A 22997-nucleotide genomic window follows, 5' to 3' on the forward strand; every position below is an offset into this window, starting at 1 on the left:
AAATCATGACAGATGTACTGGGCTGGCGAAAACTGATGGGCATAATTGCGCCGTCCACCAATACGGTGGTCCAGCCCGATATGGAAAAAATGCGGCCGGAGGGCGTAACCAACCATTTTTCCCGAATTTATGTGGAAGACCCGGTCGCACTGTCGAATGAGGATTTCATTGCCGGCACGACCGCAATTGCCGAAAATACGATGGATGCAGTCCGATCGGTTATGACATGCAAACCGGATTATCTCGTGCTGGGTATGTCGGCGATTACATTTTACGGCGGGCTGGAAGGAAGCCGGAGCTTCAAGCGCAAGATAGAGGATTATTCAGGTATCGGCGCAAGTACCGGCGCTGAATCCATTGCGGCTGCTCTCAACGCCTATGGCGGCATCAAAAGCGTAAGTTTCGTCTCGCCTTATTATCCCGTCGCCAATGCCGAGGTCCGACGTTTTCTGGAAGAATCCGGCTTTACCGTAAAGCGCGACGTGCCTTTGCAGTGCAGATGCTGGACCGATATCGCAAAGGTCACACCCGACCGGTTGCGCGAAGTTATCGCGCATCTGGATGGTCCCGATGTGGATGCCATCGTTCAGGTTGGCACAAATCTCAGCATGGTTGATCTTGCTGCCGAAAAAGAGGCTGAGCTTGGAAAGCCGGTTATTGCGATCAACAGTGCAACCTATTGGCATGCTCTGCGTGCGTGCGGAATACAGGATCGGATTGACGGTCTCGGAAGATTGCTCTCCGATTTTTAGACTGCAGGTCCGGAATTTCGGCCTCGCGGCTCGATTGGGAAGTTTGACAGGACTTTCGCGAGCTTCAGGTGACTTTGGAGAGAGGCATAAAATGACGCACGGGTTTGGAACACGAACTACCTTTCGGCTCGCATTGGCGGGTTGCCTGCTATCATCGCTGGGAGGCGGCACTTCTTGGGCACAAAGCTTAGGAGACATCCAGACCGCAAAAGCCGGAGAGACAGCAATACCGGCGCCCGACCCGATGCTGGGCGATGGAGGCACTGGTCCTTTTTACCAATGGGATGGTGCCATACCCAATGGTCCGCCGCAGATTATCAAGATCGAACGGTTCCAGTCCAAGCATGCCCTTGCTGAAGCGGCGTTGAGCGAACGCATCATGTATACCAGCCTGGGTGGCCCGGACGGGAAGCAGCCTATCATCGTCACCGGTGCAGTTTACCTGCCCAAAGGACCAAAGCCGGCAGGCGGCTGGCCCATCATTGCATGGGCGCATGGCACAGTCGGTCTGCCCGATACATGTGCGCCATCGTTTAACGGATGGTCCGCGCGGGATGTGGAATATCTGAACAACTGGCTTCGGCAGGGCTATGCAGTGGTCGCATCGGACTATGAAGGCATGGGGACGAACGGACCGCACCCTTATATGATCAGCCGTTCCGCGGCGGTCGGCACGCTGCACGCCGTATTGGCAGCCCAACCGCGCTACCCCCTGTCTAACAATGTCGTGATCGTGGGGCAGTCCCAAGGCGCCCATACGGCTGCAAATAGCGGTCTGATCCAGCAGGAAGTGGCGCCATCGATCAAACTGCGTGGTGTCGTGCTGACCGGCTGGCCAGGCACCATGGAAATGCCGGCCTTGCGGATGGATCAATATGATCCTTGGTCGGTATTCTACATGCGCGCCTTACCCACATATGCTGCAATCGATCCCGACTTCCGGCCCGAAAGCGTCCTGACGCCGGAAGGCCGCAAGACATATGAGACCTTCCTTGCCGGTTGCGGATCCGCCGCAACACGAACGTTCATGGCGCGTGGTCCAGTCGTCAACACCTTGTTCACGCGCGACATCACGCCTCTGGAAACACGCGCTCAACCTTTGCGCGCCTATCCGCCCTTGCGTTTCAAGGTCCCTGTTTTCCTCGGGATCGGTCTGGCAGATGAGCAGACCTTCCCCCGCCCGACATTTGATGCCGCCAAACGCGCCTGTGCGCTGGGCAGTAACATCGCCATCCATATGTATCCCGGCTTCAACCATGCAGGCACCGTCTTGCGTTCGCAGGAGGATTCCCTGGGCTGGGTGAAGGCAGTGTTCGGCGGGAAAAATCCGAAAGGACAGTGCGAAAAAGCGGTCTTCCCGAATGAATGATGCTTATCTGCGTAAGGTTGCGGGCGCAGACAAAAACATTGCCGCGACGGCGATTCCCGATACTAAATAGGAAGGGAAATCTCTGTTGCGTCTGCTTTGTCGGACCGCTCTGGGATTAATGCAATTTGGGGAGGTGCAGCCAATGGCTTTTTTCCGTTCAATGTCGGCTGCATTGCTGGTCATTGCCACCGGCGTTTCGGTTCCCCTGCACCATGCGAACGCCCGGGAGGCCGATAACCGCGAAGCGGCGGCGCAGGAACGCGCTCGCGAAACGGTCAGGAAAATGACGGCGGAAGAAAAAGTCATACTGACACACGGGATCATGGCATTGCCCCTTGGTCCCAACACTCCCCCCATGCCCGAAGATGCGGTTCCGGGCGCAGGATATATAGCGGGCATACCGCGCCTTGGCATCCCGGCCTTACGTGAAACCGATGCAAGCCTCGGCGTTGCCTATGCGGCGGGTCTCCGCAAGGATGATGCAACCGCTCTGCCCTCAGGCCTCGCCATGGCCTCCAGCTGGGATCGCGCACTGGTTGAAGCCGGAGGAAAAATGATTGGCTCCGAAGCGCGGGCCAAAGGTTATAATGTGATGCTAGCAGGCGGCGTTAATCTGATGCGCGATCCGCGAAACGGACGTAATTTCGAATATCTCGGCGAGGATCCTCTGCTGGCCGGCGTTCTTGTCGGGCACGCTATCCGCGGCGTCCAGTCCAACAATATCATTTCGACAATAAAGCATTTTGCCCTGAACGGGCAGGAAACCGGCCGGCATTTTTCCGACATACAGATCAGCGAAGCCAATGCACGGGAAAGCGATCTGCTTGCCTTTCAGATCGGGATCGAGATTGGCCGGCCGGGTTCGGTCATGTGTGCCTATAACCGGGTCAATGGTGAACAGGCATGCGCGCACAACTGGTTGCTCAATAAAGTCCTCAAGGAAGACTGGAATTATCCGGGATTCGTGATGTCCGACTGGGGTGCCGTTCCCAATCTCGACTCTGCCCTTCACGGTCTGGATCAGCAGTCCGGTGAGCAACTGGATGCCGAGGTTTTCTTCGGAAGCAAACTGGCCGATGCGGCCCGGAAGGATCCCACATGGGCGGCGCGGCTTGATGATATGAATGTGCGGATTCTGACGGCCATTTATGCAGCGCAACTGGACAAATATCCGGCGAGCAAGGGCGGCCAGATCGACTATGCGGCCAATGCGCAGATAGCGCAGGAAATGGCGCAACAAGGAATGGTGCTGCTGCGAAACCAGAACAACGTCCTTCCCCTTGCCGCCAAAGGAAAGAATATCCTGGTTGTTGGAGGTTTCGCAACGACAGGGGTCATGTCCGGCGCAGGGTCAAGCCAGGTCATCGGTGCTGGCGGACCGGCGGCCACAATCCCGGTTGGCGGCACCGGTCCTTTTGCCGGTTTTCAGAAGATGAATTTGCATCGCTCTTCCCCTTTTGCGGCATTGACCACCATGGCTCCGCAGGCAACGTTCCGGTACCGTAATGGACGTTCGGTGTCGGAAGCGGTTGCAGAAGCCCGCAAGTCAGACATTGTCCTTGTTTTCGCCAATCAATGGGCAAGCGAAGGTTTTGACCAACCCGACCTCGCGCTTCCCGACGGGCAGGATGCGCTGATCGATGCGGTCGCCGCCGCGAACCCCAACACAATCGTTATACTGCAAACGGGTGGCCCCATTTTGATGCCCTGGCTGAACAAGACGGCCGCCGTTCTGCAGGCCTGGTATCCCGGTATCAGGGGAGGCGAAGCTATCGCATCCATCTTGCTGGGTGACAGCAACCCGTCCGGACGATTGCCAATCACTTTCCCGGCCAGCGAGTCGCAATTACCGCGACCCAAAGTAGACGGCTTTGACTGGCTTGAACCCGACTTTGTGGGACGCGCACCCAAGGGAGCGAAACCATTGCTGGTTGATTATGACATTGAAGGATCCGACCTGGGATATCGGTGGAATGCCCGCAAAGGGCACAGCGCACTTTTCCCCTTCGGCTTTGGCCTCAGCTACACCCGGTTTGAAAGTTCCGATTTCAAGATGAAGGGAATGACGGCCAGTGTTACCGTTCGCAATATAGGCGACCGCGCTGGTTCAACCGTCGCACAACTTTATCTGACCGACACTCCTTCTGGCCCACAGCGCAGATTGGCGGGATTCGAGAAAGTCTCTCTGAAGCCCGGAGAGAGCCGCAAAATTGACATCAGCGTCGAACCGAGAATTGTGGCGGAGTTTAAGGACAAGCACTGGATTATCGCGTCCGGCACCTACACTTTCGCTATCGGGGAGAATGCCGAACAGTTGGTACTAACGGACTCGGTTAAGCTGAACCAGTCAACATTGAAACCCTGAAATCCGCTTAAGTCCGGTTGCGCCTTAGCTGTCATGTCCGCCCCAACCGCGCGACGATCGTTACGAAGAAGGCCGTTGACCATCCCAGTAACAAAAGACCGTTGATACCTTCGATTGCGGCAACCAGACGCCAGCCCGGATTGATGTAACGATCATCAAAGCCGATACCGGCATAGCTGATAGTCGAAAAATAGACGGCGGTTTCAATGTCCGTCACCGCGCCAAGTGCTTCGAACAGAAAGGCGTAGAGCCATATTTCGATGCCGTGCAGCGTGAACAGCCCGACCACCAGCGCAAGCGTGAACAGCATGGCTCGAGCGGACATGGCGGCCAGATGGTGGGCGCGTTCCACCTGGATTTCGTTACGCAAACTGCGTCCCAGCAAGGCAAGACCCGCCCCGTGTATAACCACGGTCAAAAGGACGATAAGTGTCGAGACGAGCAGTTGGGCGAACATCGCCCTACATGCAATCCGCGCACAATGTCGCGGTCGGCATCAACGCCAATCTCGCCGCCGAAATCGGCTCGCCGCAGGACAGGCATTCGCCATAATGCCCCTGGTCCAGACGCCCGAGCGCGGCCCGGACCGATGCCATTTCCTTAAGGACCATGGCGTCCTCAGCCGCCAGTGTATCTTCATTTTCGATCTGGATGGCCTGTTCCTCGGAATCGGCGCTCATAGGTTGTGTAAGCTGCGATTCTATTCGCCCGGCACGCGATTCCAGTTCCCCCAGACGGGCGACAAGTCGGGCGCGAACCTCTGCCTCCGCCGTCATGACAACATCTCGCCGGCGGCAAGTGTGCGTTGTACCCTATCCAGCAGCGACAGGCGTTCTTTCTTCAACTCCTCGGTTCTATCTTCAGAGGCAGGCTCAATCCCGCTGTCGATCCGGTGGATTTCCCGGTTGAGCACATGGTAGCGTTCGGCAAGTGCGGCGAACCGCTTGTCCTGCGTCTTCAACGCATGGATCTGGGCGGCGGCGTGGGGGAATTCGTCGTGTAATTCATGCGGCGTATGGGACATGTGATCTTCCTCTGTTGGAGTAGCTTGGATCATATTGGCCGATCATCCGGCGGCATGCATTGCGCTAGATCAACAACCGACGCCGCAGCGGAATGTTTCGCCATTTCGCGATGGATCGAGGCTCCGCAGCAAGGAACAATCGGCACCGTCCGGGCTTTAGAAAGCTCCAATTGCATAAACAGCCATCCCGAAATCCATTCGGGTCGCAATGAGCCGAACGGAGAAACACGGTGCCTCTTGCTGAAATTGAACATTCTACAACCGAGATTACGGATTTATTCGAAGATTTCGTCCGCGACGCGAGCTTTCCGTGCGTGGGCGCAAAGTCTGCACTGAATAAGGGACAGATGCATTTTGTGGTCGCAGATGACATTCGTTCTGCGTGGGACGACTTACGGATCTGGCCCAAAATCGTCTCGCTTGCCAACTCCTACCGCAATGATCCGGTGCTGTTCCAAACGCTTGTTGTCATATTCCGCAACCAAGACCCGCTCAGCGAACGGCGCTTTGAGCGGGCAATGTGGGACAGATTACAGTCGTTGAGCGACAAGGACGACTGGCTTGGCCAGACGGTCGACCCGCGGATCAGCACGGACCCGGACGACCCGCATTTCGCCGTCAGCTTTGGCGGTGAGGCCTTTTTCGTTGTTGGCCTGCACCCCAATGCCAGCCGGCCCGCACGGCGGTTCAGCCATCCTGTGATGGTATTCAATCTGCACGACCAGTTCGAACAATTGCGCAGCGCGGGACGTTACGACCCGTTGCGCGATACCATATTGAAGCGTGACAAGGCCCTTGCCGGAACGATCAACCCCATGCTGGCGCAGCATGGCGACGCGTCCGCAGCCCGCCAGTATAGCGGCCGCCGCGTCGAAGATGGCTGGGTCTGCCCATTCAGCCGGAAAGGGGGGGCGGCATGAGCAATCTGGAAATCCGTCCCCGGTCCGGCGTCGCGTTTACGATGAACCGGGGTGACATTCTTACCGTCATTGACCCGCTGGGCGAACAGGTTGCCGATCTGGTGGCCTATGCCCAAACGGATATACGTGAAGTGATCTCATCGGGACGGACACTCGACTATGCATCGCGTCTGTTCCTGACCACCGGCGACCCGCTTTATTCCAACCGCAGCAATGTGATGCTGACCATTATCCACGATGATGTCGGTCGTCATGACTTTCTGCTGACCCCCTGTTCGGAAGATACGTTCCGGATCATTTATGGCGATACGCACCCCCATCAGGGATGCTTTGGAAATCTCGCCGACGCCCTGCGGCCTTTCGGCATCGAACCCGATGCCATTCCCGTTGCATTCAACTGTTTCATGCACGTCGCTATCGATGGAAAGACAGGCGAAATTTCGGTGCAGCCGCCCCTCAGCCGCGCTGGCGAAGAAATCCGTTTCCGCGCGGAAATGGATCTGATTATCGGATTGACGGCCTGTTCCGCACTGCAGTCGAACAATGGCTCGTTCAAACCGATATGCTATTCGGTAACACCTGCCGAAGAACTGGTACCAAGCCAACACGCTTAGTCATCGTCCGTGCTGGTTCGGTCTGGTGCAACCTTTTGCTGTGGGTGGAGTTTCCTCTCAATAGCCAGAGGAGACAAAGATGATCCAAGACCCCAAAACGCCCCAACGCCCGGTGGAGGAACCCAATGATTGGCCCGACGAGGTCCCGCCGGACGGGGGTGATACGGACTTTCCGGGCGGGGCCCCTAATGAGCAACCCGACGAAATCTAAGCATTGCTCGCGAGCCACAGAAAAACCCCCGAGAGCACGATGCCCTCGGGGGTTTTCTTTACGCTGCAATACGTGCCTGTTATGCGCGTCCGGGCGTGAACGAAGGCGGATCACTTGCGGGGAAGGATGCGTCCGACATGTCGTCAATATCCTCCCAATCGTCGCCGGGATGGTCCCGCATTGAATCTACGCCGGCATTGCGGGTCTGGTCGAAATTTTCATAATCGGTTTCATCATCCGCAAAGGCGGCAGAGAAATCATCTTTCCATTCATTCGCCTTTGGCAGCCATTGATGCCGTGTCGCGTAAAGACCTGCACCTACGGCAACACCCACCCCGACTGCCGAAACGACAGCAGTCAGCCAGGTCGGCGTTTCCGACGAACGGGCCTTGCCAAAACGGCCGTCACTTTTGCGCTTTTGATTTGTGCGATGCGATTTCGCACTCGAATTCCGGGCGCCGTTCGAAGACTTTCTGGCATGTTTGCTGCCGGTTTTTGTGCCGCTGGAATCTGAATTTGTTCGGGTCGCGGTTACCATTTCTGCTCTCCTACTTTCTGATGGATGGGGAAAAGAGGAAAGCGATGCACGGCCACTTAAGTTCCCGCATCCAGCACCTTTATTGCACGGTCGGTCGCCAAACATGGCATCAATAATTTTCGACTTTCACCCTTAACGGGAACCTAATGCTTCATTGCGGGTTCCCCCAACACCCAAAGGGAGAATGCAAATGAACATCATTATTTTATTGGTAGTTGGCGGCATTATTGGCTGGCTGGCTAGTATTGTTATGCGCACAGACGGGCAGCAGGGTATTTTCCTGAATATTGTTGTCGGTATTGTCGGTGCAATACTTGCGGGTTTCATCATCACACCGCTCATCGGTGGTGCACCTATTACAGAAGGCGCGTTCGACATCATGTCGCTGATCTCGTCTTTCCTTGGTGCCGTCGTCCTTCTCGCGATCGTAAACCTCTTCCGTCGCGGTCGGGTTCGGTAAACATTTCAAACGGAGTGAATTGGCTATGAAAAAGAATATTTTGATCTTGTGCGGCGCAGTTTCCATGCTGGCACTTGCAGGTTGCGATACCCCTGCGGAAAATGCCAACGAAGCGGCCGCTGAAAATCTGGACGCGCAGGCCGATGCCACACGTGAGCAGGCCGACGCGACAGCCGACGCGATGGAAGACAAGGCTGACACCTTGGACACCCAGACTGACGGTGTGGATTCTGCCGCTGAACAGAAAATGGAAAATGATGCCCAAGCTGTTCGCGATAAAGCAGAAGTAAAGGCTGATGCCATGGAAGACAAGGCAGACGCGAAGGACTAATTATCCGGTCTTTCCCTAACTTTCAAAACCCGCTGGCTAAGTCAGCGGGTTTTTTGTCAGTCATCCCGCAGATGGTGGAGATAATTCGGGTTGAATGCGGCCAGTTTTTTAAGCCGTTCAAGATCCTTCACCTCCAATTGTCCCCGACGCAGGATGACATATCCCGTCCGATTGAGTTCCGCGATCGTTCGGCTGACATGGGGTTGCGTCATGCCCAGGGCGTCCGCAATGTCGAGCTGCGTCAACGGGAAATCACATAGCTGTCCCTGCACAAGCCCGACTGTCTTTAGCCGCAGGAAAAGTTCGCAGGCCAAATGGGCAACACTTTCCAGTGCATCGCGTTGCCCCACGCTGACTAGCCATTCGCGTTGGATCGACCCGGTCACCAGCGATTCCCACCACAGCGCGCGCAGCAATTTCGGGTGCGCATCGCTTATCTCTTCAAACTCTTTCGGTGCCAGTCGCGCATAGCGGATCGGCGTGATCGCGGCGATCGAATGGTCCATCGCATTGAGAATATAGACATGCAGGTCGGCGAGATCGCCAGGCAGAAAGAAGGCCAATATCTGGCGTCGGCCATCTTCCATCATTTTGTAACGGCATGCCCATCCATCAAGGAGCAAGTTGACTGTCCGGGGTTCGTCACCTTCGGAAATAATATCCTGTCCCCGGTCGGCATAGGCGACCCGGCGGGACGCCATCTCGTTGATGGCATCCTCGCTGCCGCTGGTGGTACGCATGAATGCGTTCAGTTTGGCGATCAGATACCGTCCGGGATTTTCAAGATTCTCGTCCATGCCGTCCCCTGTTGAGTCTGTTCACCGACCGCGTCCAGAGAACCGGTCAGGACAGCGCGGTCACGGGAAAGTGCAGCGTCGTCGAACTCCCCATGTTGCGGTCGCTGATAAATGTGACGGTGCCATTTAACTGGCTTGCGAAACCCTGCATCAATTGGGTTCCCATGTTACGGGCAAGACCGGCATTCACGTCATATCCCTGGCCATTGTCTTCAATTGACAGAATCGCCTTGTCCCCCACCAAAGCGAAGGTCATTTCGATCTTGCCGGGTGCATTTGTGGGAAATGCGTGACGGAAACTATTGGTGACAGCTTCCACAATGAAGAGAGCCAGTGGAACAGCCGAGTCGACAGGCAGCGAACAATGATCCGCGCGAAAAGACAGGTCGACATGCTGGTTTTCACGATGGGCGTAGCGCAGTTGCTTGCACAATTCCCCCATCAACGTCTCGACGGTCACCGAGGGTTCGGCGCTGTCATTTTCCTGTTCATAGGAAAGCCGGTGGATCAATGCGAGCGCAACGATGCGGGCGCGCGATTGCTTCAACGCCGTCTGCGCCGCGTCATCGGTAACCCGCGACGCCTGCATGGTCAGCAGGCTCGTGACAATCTGGAGATTGTTTTTCACACGATGGTGGACTTCGCGGGTCAGCTTGGTCTTGGTGTCGAGCGCCGCGGTCAATTCTGCGGTCCGGCTATCGATGACCTCGGCCATTGTGTGCAAATCGTCGCTCAGGCCGCGCAATTCACTTGGTGCGGTAGCAAAAGCGGTCCGATTTCCGCTAAAATTGCCTTTGGTGAATTCCTCGCTCAATTGACGCAAACGCGTCAGCCACCGGATAACAAGCCTGTTGGTCCCGAACCAGATCGCGCACAAGGTCAGCAATATGGTCACCAGGGGCATGATGATGCTTGCACGAAACTGGGTGAGCGCAGCTTTCATGATGCGCGCGCGCGGCTCGGCATAGAGTACAAACAGATCGTCACCGCTGAGCTCGACCGTCTGGTACACCCATTTTTCGTTCCCCTGTGTCCGGATCACACCGGAACTGCCTGCCGAAAGTCCTGGCGGAACGGTAAAGGGCATCTTGTCCGTATCGCTGGTAACGAGATTGCCTGAGCGCGATATGATGGCGATAACACCTGTTCTGGCCTCCGGCGCGTCTGATATCGACCGGGCCAGTCGTGAAATATCCAGACCTGCACTGATGGTGCCGTCAAATTCACCCTTATCGTTCAGCACGGCAAGGGCACTGATGATTACAGGTTTGCGCGATACCGTCCCGAAAGTCGGCTGGCTGACCGTTACCACCCGGGACTTTTTGGTATCTTCCCACCATGGCTCTCCGACAAAGGAGAGGCCTTCACGAAAGGGAATGATCGAACATCGCGCCCGGCCGGACGCATCGGTCCGCACGAAATTTATGACCGGATCATGGCCACGAAATCCGGTCCGCAATACTGCGTCGCACCGGTCGGTCATATTACGGATATCCGGATTTGCCGAACCCACCATCAACAGGCGGTTCGAAACCAGAAAAGCATCCCGCTCCCGTTCCGCGACGGCCTTTGCATTGGCGCCAAGCGTCGCCATCGCGGCATTCTGCATGGCGCGCCAGTTCGCAATACTCTGCAGCACGCTGGTGACGGTTATAGGCAGAAGGGCCGCAAGCACGACCATTAGCAAACCCTGTTTCAGGCTGATTGAACGCCCAAAAAACAAAAAATTCCCCTCCACCGATGGCCGCAATTTAGGCGGCCGAAGTCATGGCACCCCTGCCCGCTGTGATATGCCGGTTTTCGACCTGATCGCCTTCATCCAGCCCGTTAATGATGGCCGCTAACGCGGTCCTGCCGCGCGCGAGACGGCTTTTGACTGTCCCCAAGGCACAGCCTGCAATTTCGGCAGCCTCTTCATAGCTGGCACCGCCGGCACCAACCAAAAGCAACATTTCGCGCTGCTCCACCGGAAGCTGCTGCAAAGCCTTTTCGACATCCGACATGTGGATTACGTGCTGTTGCGCGGGCTCCTGAACCAAAATCCGTTCTGCGGCTTCCGGGTCCCAACTGGTCATACGGGCGTTCTTGCGGATGGTCGTATAGAAATGGTTGCGCAGGATCATGTAGATCCAAGCGCGGAAATTGGTGCCGGGTTCAAAACTGTCCCGCGCCGCCCAGGCGCGCATCATGGCTTCCTGCGCGAGATCGTCTGCCAGTTCCCGGTTGCCGCAAAGACCACGCGCAAAAGCGCGCAGCGACGGAATTATATCCTGCAATTGCTGTCGGAATTCAGCGGTCGGCGGTTTGCGTCCGCCATCCTGTTCAACCGGATCGGTCATGATGGCTTTTTGGCCTTTTCTGCCATACGGCTTTCGAGCTGGTCGAGCAGAGAGAGGAAATCATCGGGTACAGGCTCGCTGGCGATGCCATCATGCATCTGCCTCAACGCAGCAGCAATGGGATCGAAATCCGCTTCTACGGCATTTCCTAAGCGCATGGGCTTGCTATCTCTTTTCTTAGAATCCGACAATGCACACTCCACCACCAGTTAAACGGATGGAGCCAGTTGCCATATTCAGGCTTAAAGTTATACAACTGATCGTCATTCCCGCCCCGTATTCGCGCAGTCATCTGGGGCTGTTAATGCGCGGGACAAAAAAAAGTTCCCGCGCATGGAACAAAAAGCGGCGAAATGTGTATTCTCGTTAATAACCGTGGAGGAATCATGTCATTACGTGAGGCGTTAGTAGCCGAATTGCCGTTTTTGCGACGTTATGCCCGCGCACTAACCGGATCACAGTCACTCGGTGACGCAGCCGTTCGAGAAGTCCTTGAGGCTTTGCTCGAGGCTCCAGAAGAGCTGCAGTCGGATAAGCCTGTACGCATCGAATTATTCCGCATCTTCCACCGCCTTTGGCAACCTGCGATGGTCGAACCGCTGGCGTCCAAGGGTCGCAGCGGGGTGATTGCGCAATTTCCGGTCGTCATGCGACAGAGCTTGCTGCTGACCGCGGTGGAAGGCTTTAGCGAAGAAGAGACCGCCACAATCCTCGGGCTTAACTCGGGCGACATTGGCACCTATGTACGCGACGCGCGCACTGCGATTACGGACGCGCTGGCGGCGGATGTCCTGATTATCGAAGATGAATCGATTATCGCCCTCCACATCAAGCAGATTGTTGAATCGCTCGGCCATAATGTCGTGGGCATTGTGCGGACACATAGCGAGGCGGTCGCTGCGGCACGTGAAAAGCATCCGGAACTTGTGCTGGCGGATATCAGCCTGGCAGATGGATCAAGCGGAATTGATGCGGTGAAGGAAATTCTGACCGAGCAGGATGTTCCGGTCATTTTCATCACGGCCTTCCCCGAACGTCTCCTGACCGGCGCGCGCCCTGAGCCGACCTATTTGATTACCAAACCATTTGAGCCGGAAACGGTCATTGCGACCATCGGCCAGGCGCTGTTGCTGCATCGCCAGCAGGGTGATGAAAAAATTACTAGCGATGCCGGAACATTTTCGGAGGCCTGACGTTATACCGCTATATCAACAATCCCCCGCTGGCTACCCACCCCCCCCTCGAAGTTGCCAGCAAATCCCACACCCCGGCTTTAACAGCCGGGGTGTCTTTTTTGGTGTCCCCTATTTTTCGTCTGCGCTCCCATGAAAAACCCTCCCCGCCTGCCGGGCGGAGAGGGTTGTGCTGTGGGAGGCTGCCGGAGAGGTCCAGCGCCTGCCGACGCGGTTAGCGGGCCTGAGTGGCGTGCTTCAGATTGCTCATCTGGTCATGACCCTGCTTCACCGACTGGTAGCAGCGTTCGATGACGGCGCGGGTTTCAGGACTGAAATCGCGGTCGATCAGGGCTTCTTCAAACTTGTGCTTGATATGGTCTTCGCCACGTTCGACTTCTGCAATGATGGCATTGTCGTCATTGCCGGTAATTGCGCTCTTCAGATCCAAGAACGCGCGGTGTGCGCCGGCCAGAACCGACCCGTCTGTTGTCGGCTCGCCGCCCAGTGTGCGGACGCGTGATTGCAGTTCTTCCGTGACGGTTTTGCGTTCGTTGGCGCGGTCGAAAAAGATCGACCGGTACTGGCTCTGCTCCGCATCTTCAGCAGCCGAGCGGTATCCGTCGACACTGTCGATTGTGGTTTTGATAAGATCGTTGAGGGTATCAACTTCGCGTTCATTGGGGGTCATTGTGATATCTCCAAAAGAGTGGGGCTGAGCAGAACGAGCAATCAGGGAACTTGTTTCGTCCAAACGCATTTATTCTATCGTGACCGCAACACATGCTGGAGTGGCACGCCCTCTCAACGCCCCAGCGCATTGGAAAGCTGCGCCTTTTTCCAAAAAGGTTTGTTATGATGAAGACCCTTCATGCGCGGTGACGATTTTGCCAAGGCGCCCGAATATGCCCCAGTCATAAGCAGGCCGCCCTTTATCGTCTATCAGCGCCCGTCCGTAGCAACGGCGAATGTTTCGCCGACGGATGAAGGATAGCATCATATGCTCCATAAAAGGCCCTCGCAAAGCAGTGTAACACCGCACAGCTATTGGCTGGAGCCTGTAAACAGCGCTACGATCAAAGCGACAGATGCTCCCGAAACGCCGGACAATGATGATTTTCGCCTGATCGCCGACAGCATGCCTGCCTTGTGCTGGATGGCCCGCAGTGACGGGTATATTTTCTGGTACAACCGCCGCTGGCACGACTATTGCGGCACCACGCCCCAGGCCATGGAGGGCTGGGGCTGGCAAAGCGTGCATGACCCAGCCGAACTTCCCGGTGTAATGGACCGATGGCAGCAATCCATTGCGAGCGGGCGACCGTTCGAGATGCTGTTTCCCATACGGGGGTCGGACGGCGTGTTCAGGCGTTTTCTGACGCGCATCATTCCGGTGACGAATAACGAGGGCAATGTCGTCCGCTGGATCGGCACCAACATCGAGGTGGAAAGCCAGCTGAACGCCGAAGCGGCCCTGGAGGTGAGCGAAGCGAAGCTGCAGGTCTTGACCGATGCCATGCCGCAGATGGTGTGGTCTACCCTGCCCGACGGCTATCACGATTATTTCAACGCTCGGTGGTACGAATTTACCGGTGTTCCCTATGGTTCCACCGACGGAGAAGGCTGGAATGGCGTATTCCATGCCGATGACCAGGAGCGCGCCTGGGGTCTGTGGCGGCATAGCCTGGAAACAGGAGAACCTTATGAGATCGAATATCGCCTGCGCCACCATAGCGGTGTTTACCGCTGGATTTTGGGCCGCGCGCTGCCGGTGCGCGATGCACAAGGATCTATCACACGCTGGATCGGGACGTGTACCGACATTGATGATGCCAAGCGCAACGCGGCGCTTGCCGAGCTGGTCAGCCGCGAGCTGAGCCACCGCATCAAGAACATCTTTGCCGTCATTGCCGGCCTGATCGGCATCTCGTCGCCCAAAAATGCAGAGGCCGCCGCCTATGCAAAGGAAGTATCGGGACGTATCGCGGCGCTGGGACGTGCGCATAACTTCGCACGGCCGCACGGACCGGAATCGGCAATATTGCAAAATTTCGGTGGTCTGCATGGACTATTGGCGGAATTGATGTTGCCCTATGACCATGCTGAAAAACGGCGCTATGTGATCTCGGGCGAGGATATTGAAGTTGGCGACCGCAGCGCCACGCCATTGGCGCTGCTGATCCACGAACTTGCCACCAACGCCGTCAAATATGGTGCCCTTTCCGACAGTCAGGGTCGCGTCACCATAACGACAACAGTGCATGGCGACCGGGTGGTGATTATCTGGTCCGAAAGCGGCGGCCCCGCAATCAAGGGCGTGCCTGTGCAGAGCGGGTTCGGCACCCAATTGTCCGACATCAGCATCATCAGCCAGTTGGGCGGCGCGATTGACCGTGCCTGGAACAGAGAAGGTTTAAGCGTGACCATTTCGATCCCGCGGGCCCATCTCTAAGCTGCGTCAGTTATAGGCACTCGGAAAAAGACGGAGCGCGGGCGGTGGACTGACGGGTTCCCCGACGCGATGTTTGACGAGGAAATCCAGTACGGTGCCGATGGCATTTTCGTCTACCGGCTTTGAAAGTACGCCAATGGTACCTTTGATCCCGTCGCGCAATTGGGACGCGTTGGCGGTCAGGAACAAGACGGTCGTTCCATATTCCTCGCTCAGTTTTGCGCCAATTTCCGGGCCTGTTGGTCCATCGCGCAGGTTTAGGTCCACCAGCGCGATATCCGGCCTGCGCTGCGCCAATTGCTCGGCGCTCGCCGCGTCCGGGGCGATGCCGATGACTTCGAAACCCATGTTCGACATGATCTGCCGTAGGTTCAAAGCGACGATAAATTCGTCTTCTACAATAAGGATGCGGTTGTCTGTCATAATGGTTCTCAAGCCAATAACGGCGCAAAACCATGTTGGTTCCGCAATCCGGCCCATTTTGCGATGAGAAAATGGGCCGGTTTATTTCGGGTTCAGGCTTTGGCTTTCAGGCTTTCTGCAACTGCGACGCCGTGGCGTTCCAGCGCCTCGACAATCTTGCCCGCGCCTTCAAGATCACCCCAGAACATCGGGCCGCCGCGGTAAATCGGCCAGCCATAGCCGTAAATCCAGACGACATCGATGTCGGATGCCCGTTGTGCTTTGCCTTCTTCGAGGATCTTATACCCTTCATTGACCATCGGATATAATGTCCGCTCGATGATTTCCTGTTCGCTGATTTCGCGTTTGGGCAGGTTGGACGTTGCCCGGAACTCTTCGATAATAGCCAGCGCCTCCGCACTGGGCGTACCGACGCGTTTCGCGTCATAGTCGTAGAAACCCTTGCCGTTCTTCTGGCCAAAGCGACCTGCGGCACACAGGGCATCACGGATTGTTTCAACCCGCGATGGATCACGGTGCCAGCCGATATCAAGTCCGGCCAGATCGCTCATCTGGAATGGCCCCATGGGCATGCCGAAATCGGTATGCACCTTGTCAATCTGTTCGGGCGTCGCACCTTCGAGCAACAATTGCATAGCGGGCTGTTGGCGTGTCGACAGCATCCGGTTTCCGATAAAGCCATGGCAAACGCCGGCAACAACCGCCACCTTGCCGATCTTCTTGCCGATGGCCATTGCCGTTGCCAGCACATCAGGTGCCGTCTTCTCGCCGCGGACAACCTCAAGCAGTTTCATGACATTGGCGGGCGAAAAGAAATGCATGCCCAGCACATCCTGCGGACGGGACGTTGCCGCGGCAATTTCATCGACATTCAGATAGGACGTATTGGACGCCAATATTGCCCCTGGCTTGCAGATCGCATCAAGCTTTCCGAACACTTCCTTTTTCACGTCCATATTTTCGTAGACAGCCTCAATTACGAGGTCGCAATCGGCCAGCGATTCAAGGGTCAGCGACGGGGTCAGCAACGCCATCATCCCTTCGACCTGTTCTGTAGTAAAGCGCCCCTTTGCCGCGCTGGCTTCATAGTTTTTCCGGATCACCCCGACGCCGCGGTCCAGATTTTCCTGCACCATTTCAACGATCGTGACGGGAATGCCCTTGGCGAGGAAATTCATCGAAATGCCGCCACCCATCGTACCTGCACCGATGACGCCCACCTTGTTCACCGTACGAAGGGGCAAGTCTTTGGGAAGACCGTCAATCTTGGCCGCCTGACGTTCGGCAAAAAACATGTGCCGCTGCGCCGCTGACTGGGAACCTCCCATCAGCTTCATAAATTCGGCGCGTTCAAAGGCCATCCCCTCGTCAAAGGGCAATTTCGTGGCGGCTTCGACGCAGGCAAGATTGGCATAGGGGGCTTCGAACCCTTTCCACTTGCGCGCATTGGCCGCCTTGAGCTGCTCGATAATAGCGGTATCGCCCTTGACCGGCAGATCGCGCGTCGCGCGCGGACCGACGGCTATCAGTTCTTTTGCATAGGCGATGGCATCTTCAGCCAGGCTGCCTTCCCCTGCTATGCGGTCGACAAGACCCATGGATGCCGCCTTGGACGCGCTTACCGGTTCACCCAGCGAACACATGGTGGCGGCCGCTTCTACACCCACGATACGCGGCAAACGCTGCGTTCCGCCGGCCCCTGGCAGCAGGCCAAGCTTGACCTCCGGCACACCCAGCTTCGCCGAAGGAACGGCAATGCGGTAATGGCAGACAAGCGCGGTTTCCAACCCGCCGCCAAGAGCGGTCCCGTGGATGGCACCGACAACAGGCTGGGTCGCCGATTCAATCGTCCGGAGCACCTGGTTGAAATCGGGTCCTTGGGGTGGTTTGCCAAATTCGGTGATATCCGCACCCGCAATGAAGGTGTTGCCGTCGCAACGCAGAACCATCGCTTCGATCTCCGGATCGTTCAGCCCTTGGTCCACCCCGTCCGAAAGCCCCTGGCGCACATGCCAGGAAAGCGCATTTACAGGAGGGTTGTTGACCACAATCACAAGGATGTTGCCAATTTTCTGCGTCGTCACGGATTGCATTCTGAACTCCTAAATTGTGGCTATTGATTTTTGCCGACGTTGGTTGATTTGGACGCGCTTGGCAAGGGCATGCCGTGTCCCGAATGCACGCAAATGTCCATCGGCCCGTTAACCTTATTCATCATGCACAAAGTTAGACTTTACGGGCAAATGGGGGAGCATGATGGACCAAATCTCAACCTTGCTGCCCAATGGGCAGTCCCTGTCGGATTCGTTGCCCGACGCCGCGAACGACCGTGACCGGCGACAGTATAGCCGTAATGTAAAGGTGATGCGCGTCGCCCGCCTGAAGGACCTGAATGTGCATGCTGAATGCCTTGGTCTTGTGCGCGATGTGTCGCCGGGCGGAATGATGATCGACGCCGATTTCCCGCTGGAGATCGGACAGACGGTTGCCATCGCCCTGCTCGATGATCAGGAATTGAAGGGCGACGTCATCTGGCTGGACGGCAAGACCGTAGGCGTTGAATTTGCGCAGCCCATAGATGTCGAGCAGATTCTGGCAAAGCCGTCGATCAAGCCCGACGGCCGCCGCGCGCGCCTGCCGCGTTTCAGGCTCGACAAGCCGGTGACGCTCCGCATTGAGGAAAAGGTGGCGGATGCCATGTTGCTTGACCTTTCCCAACGCGGCGCAAAATTCTGCTGCGATGTGAAACTGAAACTGCATGCTACCGTCCTCGTCCGATTGGACCGCGAACATGCGGTGCGCGCGACGGTCAAATGGCGGGCAGGCAATATGATTGGAGTCGAATTCCACCGGCTTCTGTCCGTCGACGAACTGGGTGTCTGGCTGAAGGATAGCTAGGGCAACGTCAGCCGAATTGCGGCTCGATTGACATCGGTGGACATATTTCTGTTCATCTTGGATGTATTTTTACATCAGGTCTGCAGAAAGGTAGCAGGCGAAATGCATCCCAATCTTGACAGTGTGCCACCCGCTAAAGCAAGAAGTAACCAGTGGGGATGGAAGGCCGAACAGTGATGCTGATTGGCAGTCGAGTTTTAAGGGTGGACGATGCAAAATATTCTACTGATCGTCGACCATAGCTTTTTCTTGCATGGGTTTTGCCAGTATCTTGGCGATACTGGCCATTTCGATGTTTCAACTGCAATCAGTGCAAATGAAGCAACGGCTAAAATAGAAGAAACACCACCCGATATTGTTGTTCTTGATCCCCGGATGAACGATGGCGCGGGCACGCAGGTTTCCCAATATTTACGACTGCATTATCCCAACATTCCAATCATATTGCTGGTTACGCAGATCGACCCTGAGCAGTCGATCGAAGCGATGCGGATGGGGGTTAAGGGCATTGCCCTGAAAGACAGCGACCCTGATTTGATGGTCGACGGAATCCGCACCATTTTGGCGGGTGGCTATTGGTTCGAGACGAACATAACGCAACCGGCGCTACAATATTCCCTGGACCGTCCCAACCGCATCAACCGCAGCGACGATCTTCTCACCAAAAGGGAGCATCAGATTGTCGATCTCGTCTGCATGGGCCTGCGCAACCGGCAGATTGCCGATCAGTGCAGCCTGACCGAAGGCACGGTCAAGATTCACCTCAACAGCATTTTCCGCAAATTGAGTGTGACATCACGTGCGGAATTGATTGTGAACCGCGAAGGCATGCGTTCCAAGAAATCCTCGTCCGCCAGTTAAGGCAGGACATCCCCGGCACAGGAAAAGGAACTGCGGCAATCGTCAGGATAAACCTGAAAGGATTGCCCGACACGGCCATTCGCTCCCTTGCCAGCCACGGAAGCACAAATGGCTGGCATTTAGGAAATGGGTGCCGGGCATCCTTGCCCCCTGTGGGTCAGGAGTTAGAATTTATATCCGACTTCAACCCCGATCAGGCGACGCGCACCCGGCGAGATGAACGAGCCGCCAAATTCGATCGCCGGGATCGCTTCGTTGATATATTTGCGATCCAGCATATTGTCGGCAAAGGCAGTCAGGTTCCAGTTTTCACCCTCCAGCCCGAAGCGCAGGTTCAGCACGCCAAAGGCATCGCGCTTGGCAACGCTGTAATTGGCATTCCCGACAAAGCCTGGCAGTGCCAGAGCAGAGATTGGCAGCAACTGGCTGAAGATGGTTGCGCGGGTCTGGTCCTGCACGGTGTGGAACCAAGTGGGTCCGGTGATGCGGTAATCGGCGCGCATCACGAGATCGAGGCTATCGTTCAGAGGCGTGTCGATCTGGCTGCCAAGGTTGATGGTATAATCAGCCGTATAGGGCGACTTGTTCCCGACCGTATAGGGCCGTGACGCATTCGCTTTAATCTCGCTGTCGGTCAGGTTGACCGATCCGAACAATTTCCAGCCGTCCACGATTTTGACCGTGCTGTTGAGCTCGACACCCTTCACATCAACCTTGTCGATGTTCGACACCACGCGCAGCAAGCCGAAAGAACCGACGAAGAATTCGAAAAACTGCATGTCGGTGATGCGCGTATAATAGCCGGCAAGGTCGAAGGTGACGCGGTTGTCAAACAGCGATCCCTTGATGCCCGCTTCAAACGCGCTCGAACGTTCCTTGCGGAACTGGTCATTGATCGTCACGCCCGCGCCGATGGCCGGCACGTTGAAGTTGGCGTTAACAAGCGCGGACGACCCTGTATTGTTGAAGCCGCCCGATTTGAAACCGATGCCCCAGTTGGCATAGATATTGGTCGAATTGTTAGGCGTGAAGCTGAGCGTCAGCTTTGGCTGCAACTGCTTGAAGCTAGCCGATTTGTCGGCGATGGCACCTGTCGCAGGAAGGCCGGGATTGATCTTGGCGCCCGTAATGGGGTCAAAAACATTGGGCACAAGATTGGACGTGCTGCGATCCTCGACATCATAGCGCAATGCGACACCGGCCTTGAACTTGTCCGATGCGGCATAGTCCACCGAACCGAAGGCGGCATACACGTCGGTCTTGAACTTGTCGTAGAAAAGCTGCGATGTCGGGTTGCTGCTGCCCGGTGCGTTGTACAGCGAGGTGCTGACACCCTGGCCAAGATCCGCGCCCAGGCTGACGCCCACTTCGCGGTCAATATGCAGGCCATATACGCCCAACTGCCAGTTCAGCGGACCGTCATTGTTCGATGCCAGACGGATTTCCCCGCTGATATCCTTCTGGTTGCGGATCTGAAGCTGCGTACCGTCGCAGGTCGTAGGGCTATAGGCACCGAAGGTCGAACCGGTCGCGGGTGCAAAGATGAAGGGGACGGGAATCTGCCCGATAAAGCCCGGCGCGTTTACAGGGAAACCGGTCAGCGCCGCGGTGGTTGCAAAGCACTGGTTCTGCACCGCCAGATTGGTGGCGTTCGCAGGAGCGCCAAGGGCAGGCGAGATATAGCGGGCAAAGTCCGCCGAGGTGCCGTCTGCCGTCAGGCTCTGGTCAACATCGGAATAGAGCGCCCAGGCGGTCAGCTTGGTCGATCCGAAATCATGTTCCAGCTTGACCGAGAAATCGATGGACTTCTGATCATTGGTCGGGCGGATATTGCCATAATAGCCGAGCTCATGGTCATCGACATCTTCGAAGAAGGCGCCGCCAAAGGCTTCGATATGGAATACGGAGTTGAAGTTGATCGATGCGCCGGAAAGCTTCGCATAGCGGGCCTTCACGTCAATATTGGTCGTCTCGCCCAGATCGGCCATGAAACGGCCATCGATCGAATAGACTTCCTGATCGTCGACAACTTTGCGGTCAAGGAAGGTGTTGCGGTAAAAACCGTCGGTAGTCCGGTAATTCCCCGAAAGCACAAATCCGGCATTGTCGCCGAGCGGCGCCGAAATATAGGCCGTGCCTTCTATGGTCTTTTCATTGGCGTAGCTGAACTTCACCGCCCCCTCGAGTGCATCGCCCGGCTTCACCGTCGAAATCACAATGGCACCGGCCGCGGCATTGCGTCCGTAGATAGCGCCCTGCGGACCTTTCAGGATTTCGATCTGCCGCAACGTTCCCTGTGTCTGGTTCAACTGCGCGGTGTTGGTTTTCAAAATCCCGTCGACGACCAGCGCGACGGAGCTTTCCGCGTCGCGTGCGCCGTTGATACCGCGAATGTTGATCTGCGTATCACCGGCCTCTGCCGTGCCGGTAACGATGGTGACGCCCGGCGTCAGTTGCGCGAAACCCTGGGCATTGTCCGCCCCTGTCTTGGACAGCGAGTCGGCGTCGATCACCGAGACCGATGCGGGTACTTCGACAAGCCGTTCATTCTGCCGGCGGGCGGTGACGATGATTTCTTCAACCTCGGCCCCGTCTTCAGCATCTTGCGCGAACGCCATGCTGGGCAGCATTGCGGCGGCCGCAATGGACGTGAGGAGTGCACTTTTGGTGATACGCATGTAACAAAACTCCCTTGATATCGCTTTTATTGCTTTCGTAGCAGCTTATTGTATACAAATACCATTCGTCAAGAGGAGCATTATACCTATGTCCCGGGCCTCGGATCGCGCCTATGATCATATCCGCAACATGATCCTGTCGGGGGAATTGTCGCCGGGCGAACAGATCCGCGAGGAAGCTCTGGCGGAGCTTTGCGGCGTTTCGCGGACCCCAGTGCGCGACGCCCTGCGGCGGCTGGAGGCAGAGCTTTTCATCCGCCGGAACGAATCTCAGCGCAGCTTTGTCGCCGACTGGTCGCTGGATGATCTGGAAGAGGCATTCCAGTTACGCGCCATGCTGGAGGCCTATGCCGCCCGGCGTGCGGCAAAGCGGATCAGCTGGGACCAGCTGGCGCGGCTGCGATCCCACAATGATGCGATCCACCACGCAATCACCGCGCCTACGCCGGATATTCCGAAATTTCTGGACCATAACCGGCAATTCCACGCCATCGTTCTGGAAGCCGCGGGCTCCGGACGCCTCGCGGGCATGCTGGCGCAAGTTATCGAGCAGCCCGTCGTTCTGCGCACGGCGAAACAATATGACATGGAAAATCTGAAACGGTCCCATCATGAGCATGACGAATTGCTGATCGCGTTCGATAACCGCGACGGCGAATGGGCCGCCGCCGTCATGACAGGCCATATTCGCCGTGCCTTCCATGTCTATGCCGCAGCCCATTCGGGCGATGCCGATATCCGAAGGACGGATGAAGCCGCATAATCCTGTTTGATTTTGTATACAATTATGGCA

The 22997-nt window shown here is 56.5% G+C and carries 25 protein-coding genes; 13 read left to right on the forward strand and 12 right to left on the reverse strand.

Annotated elements, in window-relative coordinates:
- The first annotated feature begins 5 nt into the window (after window positions 1-5).
- From FOM92_RS10935 to FOM92_RS10945, 3 genes are all read left to right on the forward strand, one after another.
- Window positions 6-752, forward strand: a complete 747-nt coding sequence (locus tag FOM92_RS10935; protein WP_143776904.1) for a maleate cis-trans isomerase family protein — start codon at window positions 6-8, stop codon at window positions 750-752.
- Between the two features lie 91 nt (window positions 753-843).
- Entirely contained in the window at window positions 844-2121 is a 1278-nt protein-coding gene (locus FOM92_RS10940) for a lipase family protein (protein ID WP_170226866.1), read from the forward strand.
- 142 nt (window positions 2122-2263) lie between these two features.
- Window positions 2264-4486, forward strand: coding sequence for a beta-glucosidase family protein (locus FOM92_RS10945; RefSeq protein WP_143776906.1), 2223 nt, complete (start codon window positions 2264-2266; stop codon window positions 4484-4486).
- Between the two features lie 31 nt (window positions 4487-4517).
- Here FOM92_RS10945 and FOM92_RS10950 read toward each other — a convergent pair whose 3' ends face one another.
- From FOM92_RS10950 to FOM92_RS10960, 3 genes are read right to left on the reverse strand one after another with little or no spacing between them, the layout of a single operon-like run.
- Window positions 4518-4943, reverse strand: coding sequence for an ion channel (locus FOM92_RS10950; protein WP_143776907.1), 426 nt, complete (start codon window positions 4941-4943; stop codon window positions 4518-4520).
- 4 nt (window positions 4944-4947) lie between these two features.
- On the reverse strand, window positions 4948-5262 hold the full coding sequence (locus FOM92_RS10955; RefSeq protein ID WP_143776908.1) for a TraR/DksA family transcriptional regulator: 315 nt from the start codon (window positions 5260-5262) through the stop codon (window positions 4948-4950).
- Window positions 5259-5510, reverse strand: a complete 252-nt coding sequence (locus FOM92_RS10960) for an HP1242/YdcH family protein (protein WP_143776909.1) — start codon at window positions 5508-5510, stop codon at window positions 5259-5261. The genes FOM92_RS10955 and FOM92_RS10960 overlap by 4 nt, the downstream gene beginning before the upstream one ends.
- Window positions 5511-5740: 230 nt before the next feature.
- On the opposite strand from FOM92_RS10960, the gene gntA reads away from it, so the two are divergent.
- The 3 genes from gntA (at window position 5741) to FOM92_RS16200 (ending at window position 7255) form a co-directional block, all read left to right on the forward strand.
- A complete protein-coding gene (gene gntA, locus FOM92_RS10965) occupies window positions 5741-6430 on the forward strand; it encodes a guanitoxin biosynthesis heme-dependent pre-guanitoxin N-hydroxylase GntA (protein ID WP_246087264.1) in 690 nt (229 codons plus the stop codon).
- Complete coding sequence (locus FOM92_RS10970) at window positions 6427-7044, forward strand: DUF1989 domain-containing protein (RefSeq protein ID WP_143776910.1); 618 nt, start codon at window positions 6427-6429, stop codon at window positions 7042-7044. The genes gntA and FOM92_RS10970 overlap by 4 nt, the downstream gene beginning before the upstream one ends.
- Window positions 7045-7123: 79 nt before the next feature.
- Window positions 7124-7255, forward strand: coding sequence for a hypothetical protein (locus FOM92_RS16200; protein ID WP_281285603.1), 132 nt, complete (start codon window positions 7124-7126; stop codon window positions 7253-7255).
- A gap of 79 nt (window positions 7256-7334) precedes the next feature.
- On the opposite strand, the gene FOM92_RS10975 is transcribed toward FOM92_RS16200, so the two are convergent.
- A complete protein-coding gene (locus tag FOM92_RS10975; protein WP_143776911.1) occupies window positions 7335-7793 on the reverse strand; it encodes a hypothetical protein in 459 nt (152 codons plus the stop codon).
- Between the two features lie 190 nt (window positions 7794-7983).
- On the opposite strand from FOM92_RS10975, the gene FOM92_RS10980 reads away from it, so the two are divergent.
- Together FOM92_RS10980 and FOM92_RS10985 are read left to right on the forward strand one after the other, a co-directional pair.
- A complete protein-coding gene (locus FOM92_RS10980) occupies window positions 7984-8253 on the forward strand; it encodes a GlsB/YeaQ/YmgE family stress response membrane protein (protein ID WP_143776912.1) in 270 nt (89 codons plus the stop codon).
- Between the two features lie 25 nt (window positions 8254-8278).
- Entirely contained in the window at window positions 8279-8584 is a 306-nt protein-coding gene (locus FOM92_RS10985) for a hypothetical protein (RefSeq protein WP_143776913.1), read from the forward strand.
- Between the two features lie 56 nt (window positions 8585-8640).
- Here the strand turns inward: FOM92_RS10985 and FOM92_RS10990 are convergent, their stop codons facing one another.
- The 4 genes from FOM92_RS10990 to FOM92_RS15985 are packed head-to-tail and all read right to left on the reverse strand — an operon-like array spanning window position 8641 to window position 11878.
- Window positions 8641-9381, reverse strand: a complete 741-nt coding sequence (locus FOM92_RS10990; protein ID WP_143776914.1) for a Crp/Fnr family transcriptional regulator — start codon at window positions 9379-9381, stop codon at window positions 8641-8643.
- 46 nt (window positions 9382-9427) lie between these two features.
- Window positions 9428-11104 carry a sensor histidine kinase gene (locus FOM92_RS10995; RefSeq protein WP_143776915.1) on the reverse strand — a complete coding sequence of 559 codons (1677 nt, stop codon included), beginning with the start codon at window positions 11102-11104 and terminating at the stop codon, window positions 9428-9430.
- 28 nt (window positions 11105-11132) lie between these two features.
- The gene (locus tag FOM92_RS11000) at window positions 11133-11720 is read right to left on the reverse strand and encodes a sigma-70 family RNA polymerase sigma factor (protein ID WP_143776916.1); all 588 of its coding nucleotides are present in this window, start codon (window positions 11718-11720) and stop codon (window positions 11133-11135) included.
- Window positions 11717-11878 carry a NepR family anti-sigma factor gene (locus tag FOM92_RS15985; protein ID WP_170226867.1) on the reverse strand — a complete coding sequence of 54 codons (162 nt, stop codon included), beginning with the start codon at window positions 11876-11878 and terminating at the stop codon, window positions 11717-11719. Before FOM92_RS15985 ends, FOM92_RS11000 begins: the two co-directional genes overlap by 4 nt.
- Window positions 11879-12106: 228 nt before the next feature.
- Between FOM92_RS15985 and FOM92_RS11005 the strand changes: the two genes are divergently transcribed.
- A complete protein-coding gene (locus FOM92_RS11005; RefSeq protein ID WP_143776917.1) occupies window positions 12107-12913 on the forward strand; it encodes a response regulator in 807 nt (268 codons plus the stop codon).
- Window positions 12914-13127: 214 nt separating this feature from the next.
- Here FOM92_RS11005 and FOM92_RS11010 read toward each other — a convergent pair whose 3' ends face one another.
- Complete coding sequence (locus FOM92_RS11010) at window positions 13128-13583, reverse strand: PA2169 family four-helix-bundle protein (protein ID WP_143776918.1); 456 nt, start codon at window positions 13581-13583, stop codon at window positions 13128-13130.
- Between the two features lie 309 nt (window positions 13584-13892).
- Here FOM92_RS11010 and FOM92_RS11015 point away from each other — a divergent pair, with 309 nt between their 5' ends.
- Window positions 13893-15344, forward strand: a complete 1452-nt coding sequence (locus FOM92_RS11015) for a sensor histidine kinase (RefSeq protein ID WP_143776919.1) — start codon at window positions 13893-13895, stop codon at window positions 15342-15344.
- A gap of 6 nt (window positions 15345-15350) precedes the next feature.
- On the opposite strand, the gene FOM92_RS11020 is transcribed toward FOM92_RS11015, so the two are convergent.
- Window positions 15351-15767 (reverse strand): response regulator, encoded by a 417-nt coding sequence (locus FOM92_RS11020; protein WP_143776920.1) that lies wholly within the window; start codon window positions 15765-15767, stop codon window positions 15351-15353.
- Between the two features lie 92 nt (window positions 15768-15859).
- A complete protein-coding gene (locus FOM92_RS11025) occupies window positions 15860-17860 on the reverse strand; it encodes a 3-hydroxyacyl-CoA dehydrogenase NAD-binding domain-containing protein (protein ID WP_143776921.1) in 2001 nt (666 codons plus the stop codon).
- 160 nt (window positions 17861-18020) lie between these two features.
- Here FOM92_RS11025 and FOM92_RS11030 point away from each other — a divergent pair, with 160 nt between their 5' ends.
- The gene (locus tag FOM92_RS11030; protein ID WP_143776922.1) at window positions 18021-18665 is read left to right on the forward strand and encodes a PilZ domain-containing protein; all 645 of its coding nucleotides are present in this window, start codon (window positions 18021-18023) and stop codon (window positions 18663-18665) included.
- 210 nt (window positions 18666-18875) lie between these two features.
- Window positions 18876-19526, forward strand: a complete 651-nt coding sequence (locus tag FOM92_RS11035; RefSeq protein WP_143776923.1) for a LuxR C-terminal-related transcriptional regulator — start codon at window positions 18876-18878, stop codon at window positions 19524-19526.
- Window positions 19527-19690: 164 nt separating this feature from the next.
- Here FOM92_RS11035 and FOM92_RS11040 read toward each other — a convergent pair whose 3' ends face one another.
- Window positions 19691-22204, reverse strand: a complete 2514-nt coding sequence (locus tag FOM92_RS11040; RefSeq protein ID WP_143776924.1) for a TonB-dependent receptor — start codon at window positions 22202-22204, stop codon at window positions 19691-19693.
- Window positions 22205-22292: 88 nt separating this feature from the next.
- Between FOM92_RS11040 and FOM92_RS11045 the strand changes: the two genes are divergently transcribed.
- On the forward strand, window positions 22293-22967 hold the full coding sequence (locus FOM92_RS11045) for a GntR family transcriptional regulator (protein ID WP_143776925.1): 675 nt from the start codon (window positions 22293-22295) through the stop codon (window positions 22965-22967).
- Window positions 22968-22997 lie beyond the last annotated feature (30 nt).

Source organism: Sphingorhabdus contaminans, from assembly GCF_007280415.1.
Lineage (GTDB): Bacteria > Pseudomonadota > Alphaproteobacteria > Sphingomonadales > Sphingomonadaceae > Sphingorhabdus_B > Sphingorhabdus_B contaminans.

Bases quoted from the DNA above. Each gene is read 5' to 3' on its own strand.
- FOM92_RS10940 (WP_170226866.1), top strand. From the start codon at position 844: ATGACGCACGGGTTTGGAACACGAACTACCTTTCGGCTCGCATTGGCG.
- FOM92_RS10955 (WP_143776908.1), bottom strand. From the start codon at position 5,262: ATGACGGCGGAGGCAGAGGTTCGCGCCCGACTTGTCGCCCGTCTGGGG.
- FOM92_RS11025 (WP_143776921.1), bottom strand. From the start codon at position 17,860: ATGCAATCCGTGACGACGCAGAAAATTGGCAACATCCTTGTGATTGTG.
- FOM92_RS10935 (WP_143776904.1), top strand. From the start codon at position 6: ATGACAGATGTACTGGGCTGGCGAAAACTGATGGGCATAATTGCGCCG.
- FOM92_RS10945 (WP_143776906.1), top strand. From the start codon at position 2,264: ATGGCTTTTTTCCGTTCAATGTCGGCTGCATTGCTGGTCATTGCCACC.
- FOM92_RS10960 (WP_143776909.1), bottom strand. From the start codon at position 5,510: ATGTCCCATACGCCGCATGAATTACACGACGAATTCCCCCACGCCGCC.
- FOM92_RS10970 (WP_143776910.1), top strand. From the start codon at position 6,427: ATGAGCAATCTGGAAATCCGTCCCCGGTCCGGCGTCGCGTTTACGATG.
- FOM92_RS10975 (WP_143776911.1), bottom strand. From the start codon at position 7,793: ATGGTAACCGCGACCCGAACAAATTCAGATTCCAGCGGCACAAAAACC.
- FOM92_RS15985 (WP_170226867.1), bottom strand. From the start codon at position 11,878: ATGCGCTTAGGAAATGCCGTAGAAGCGGATTTCGATCCCATTGCTGCT.
- FOM92_RS11005 (WP_143776917.1), top strand. From the start codon at position 12,107: ATGTCATTACGTGAGGCGTTAGTAGCCGAATTGCCGTTTTTGCGACGT.
- FOM92_RS16200 (WP_281285603.1), top strand. From the start codon at position 7,124: ATGATCCAAGACCCCAAAACGCCCCAACGCCCGGTGGAGGAACCCAAT.
- FOM92_RS11045 (WP_143776925.1), top strand. From the start codon at position 22,293: ATGTCCCGGGCCTCGGATCGCGCCTATGATCATATCCGCAACATGATC.
- FOM92_RS10985 (WP_143776913.1), top strand. From the start codon at position 8,279: ATGAAAAAGAATATTTTGATCTTGTGCGGCGCAGTTTCCATGCTGGCA.
- FOM92_RS11000 (WP_143776916.1), bottom strand. From the start codon at position 11,720: ATGACCGATCCGGTTGAACAGGATGGCGGACGCAAACCGCCGACCGCT.
- FOM92_RS11010 (WP_143776918.1), bottom strand. From the start codon at position 13,583: ATGACCCCCAATGAACGCGAAGTTGATACCCTCAACGATCTTATCAAA.
- FOM92_RS11015 (WP_143776919.1), top strand. From the start codon at position 13,893: ATGCTCCATAAAAGGCCCTCGCAAAGCAGTGTAACACCGCACAGCTAT.
- FOM92_RS10950 (WP_143776907.1), bottom strand. From the start codon at position 4,943: ATGTTCGCCCAACTGCTCGTCTCGACACTTATCGTCCTTTTGACCGTG.
- FOM92_RS11020 (WP_143776920.1), bottom strand. From the start codon at position 15,767: ATGACAGACAACCGCATCCTTATTGTAGAAGACGAATTTATCGTCGCT.
- FOM92_RS11040 (WP_143776924.1), bottom strand. From the start codon at position 22,204: ATGCGTATCACCAAAAGTGCACTCCTCACGTCCATTGCGGCCGCCGCA.
- FOM92_RS11030 (WP_143776922.1), top strand. From the start codon at position 18,021: ATGATGGACCAAATCTCAACCTTGCTGCCCAATGGGCAGTCCCTGTCG.
- FOM92_RS11035 (WP_143776923.1), top strand. From the start codon at position 18,876: ATGCAAAATATTCTACTGATCGTCGACCATAGCTTTTTCTTGCATGGG.
- FOM92_RS10980 (WP_143776912.1), top strand. From the start codon at position 7,984: ATGAACATCATTATTTTATTGGTAGTTGGCGGCATTATTGGCTGGCTG.
- FOM92_RS10990 (WP_143776914.1), bottom strand. From the start codon at position 9,381: ATGGACGAGAATCTTGAAAATCCCGGACGGTATCTGATCGCCAAACTG.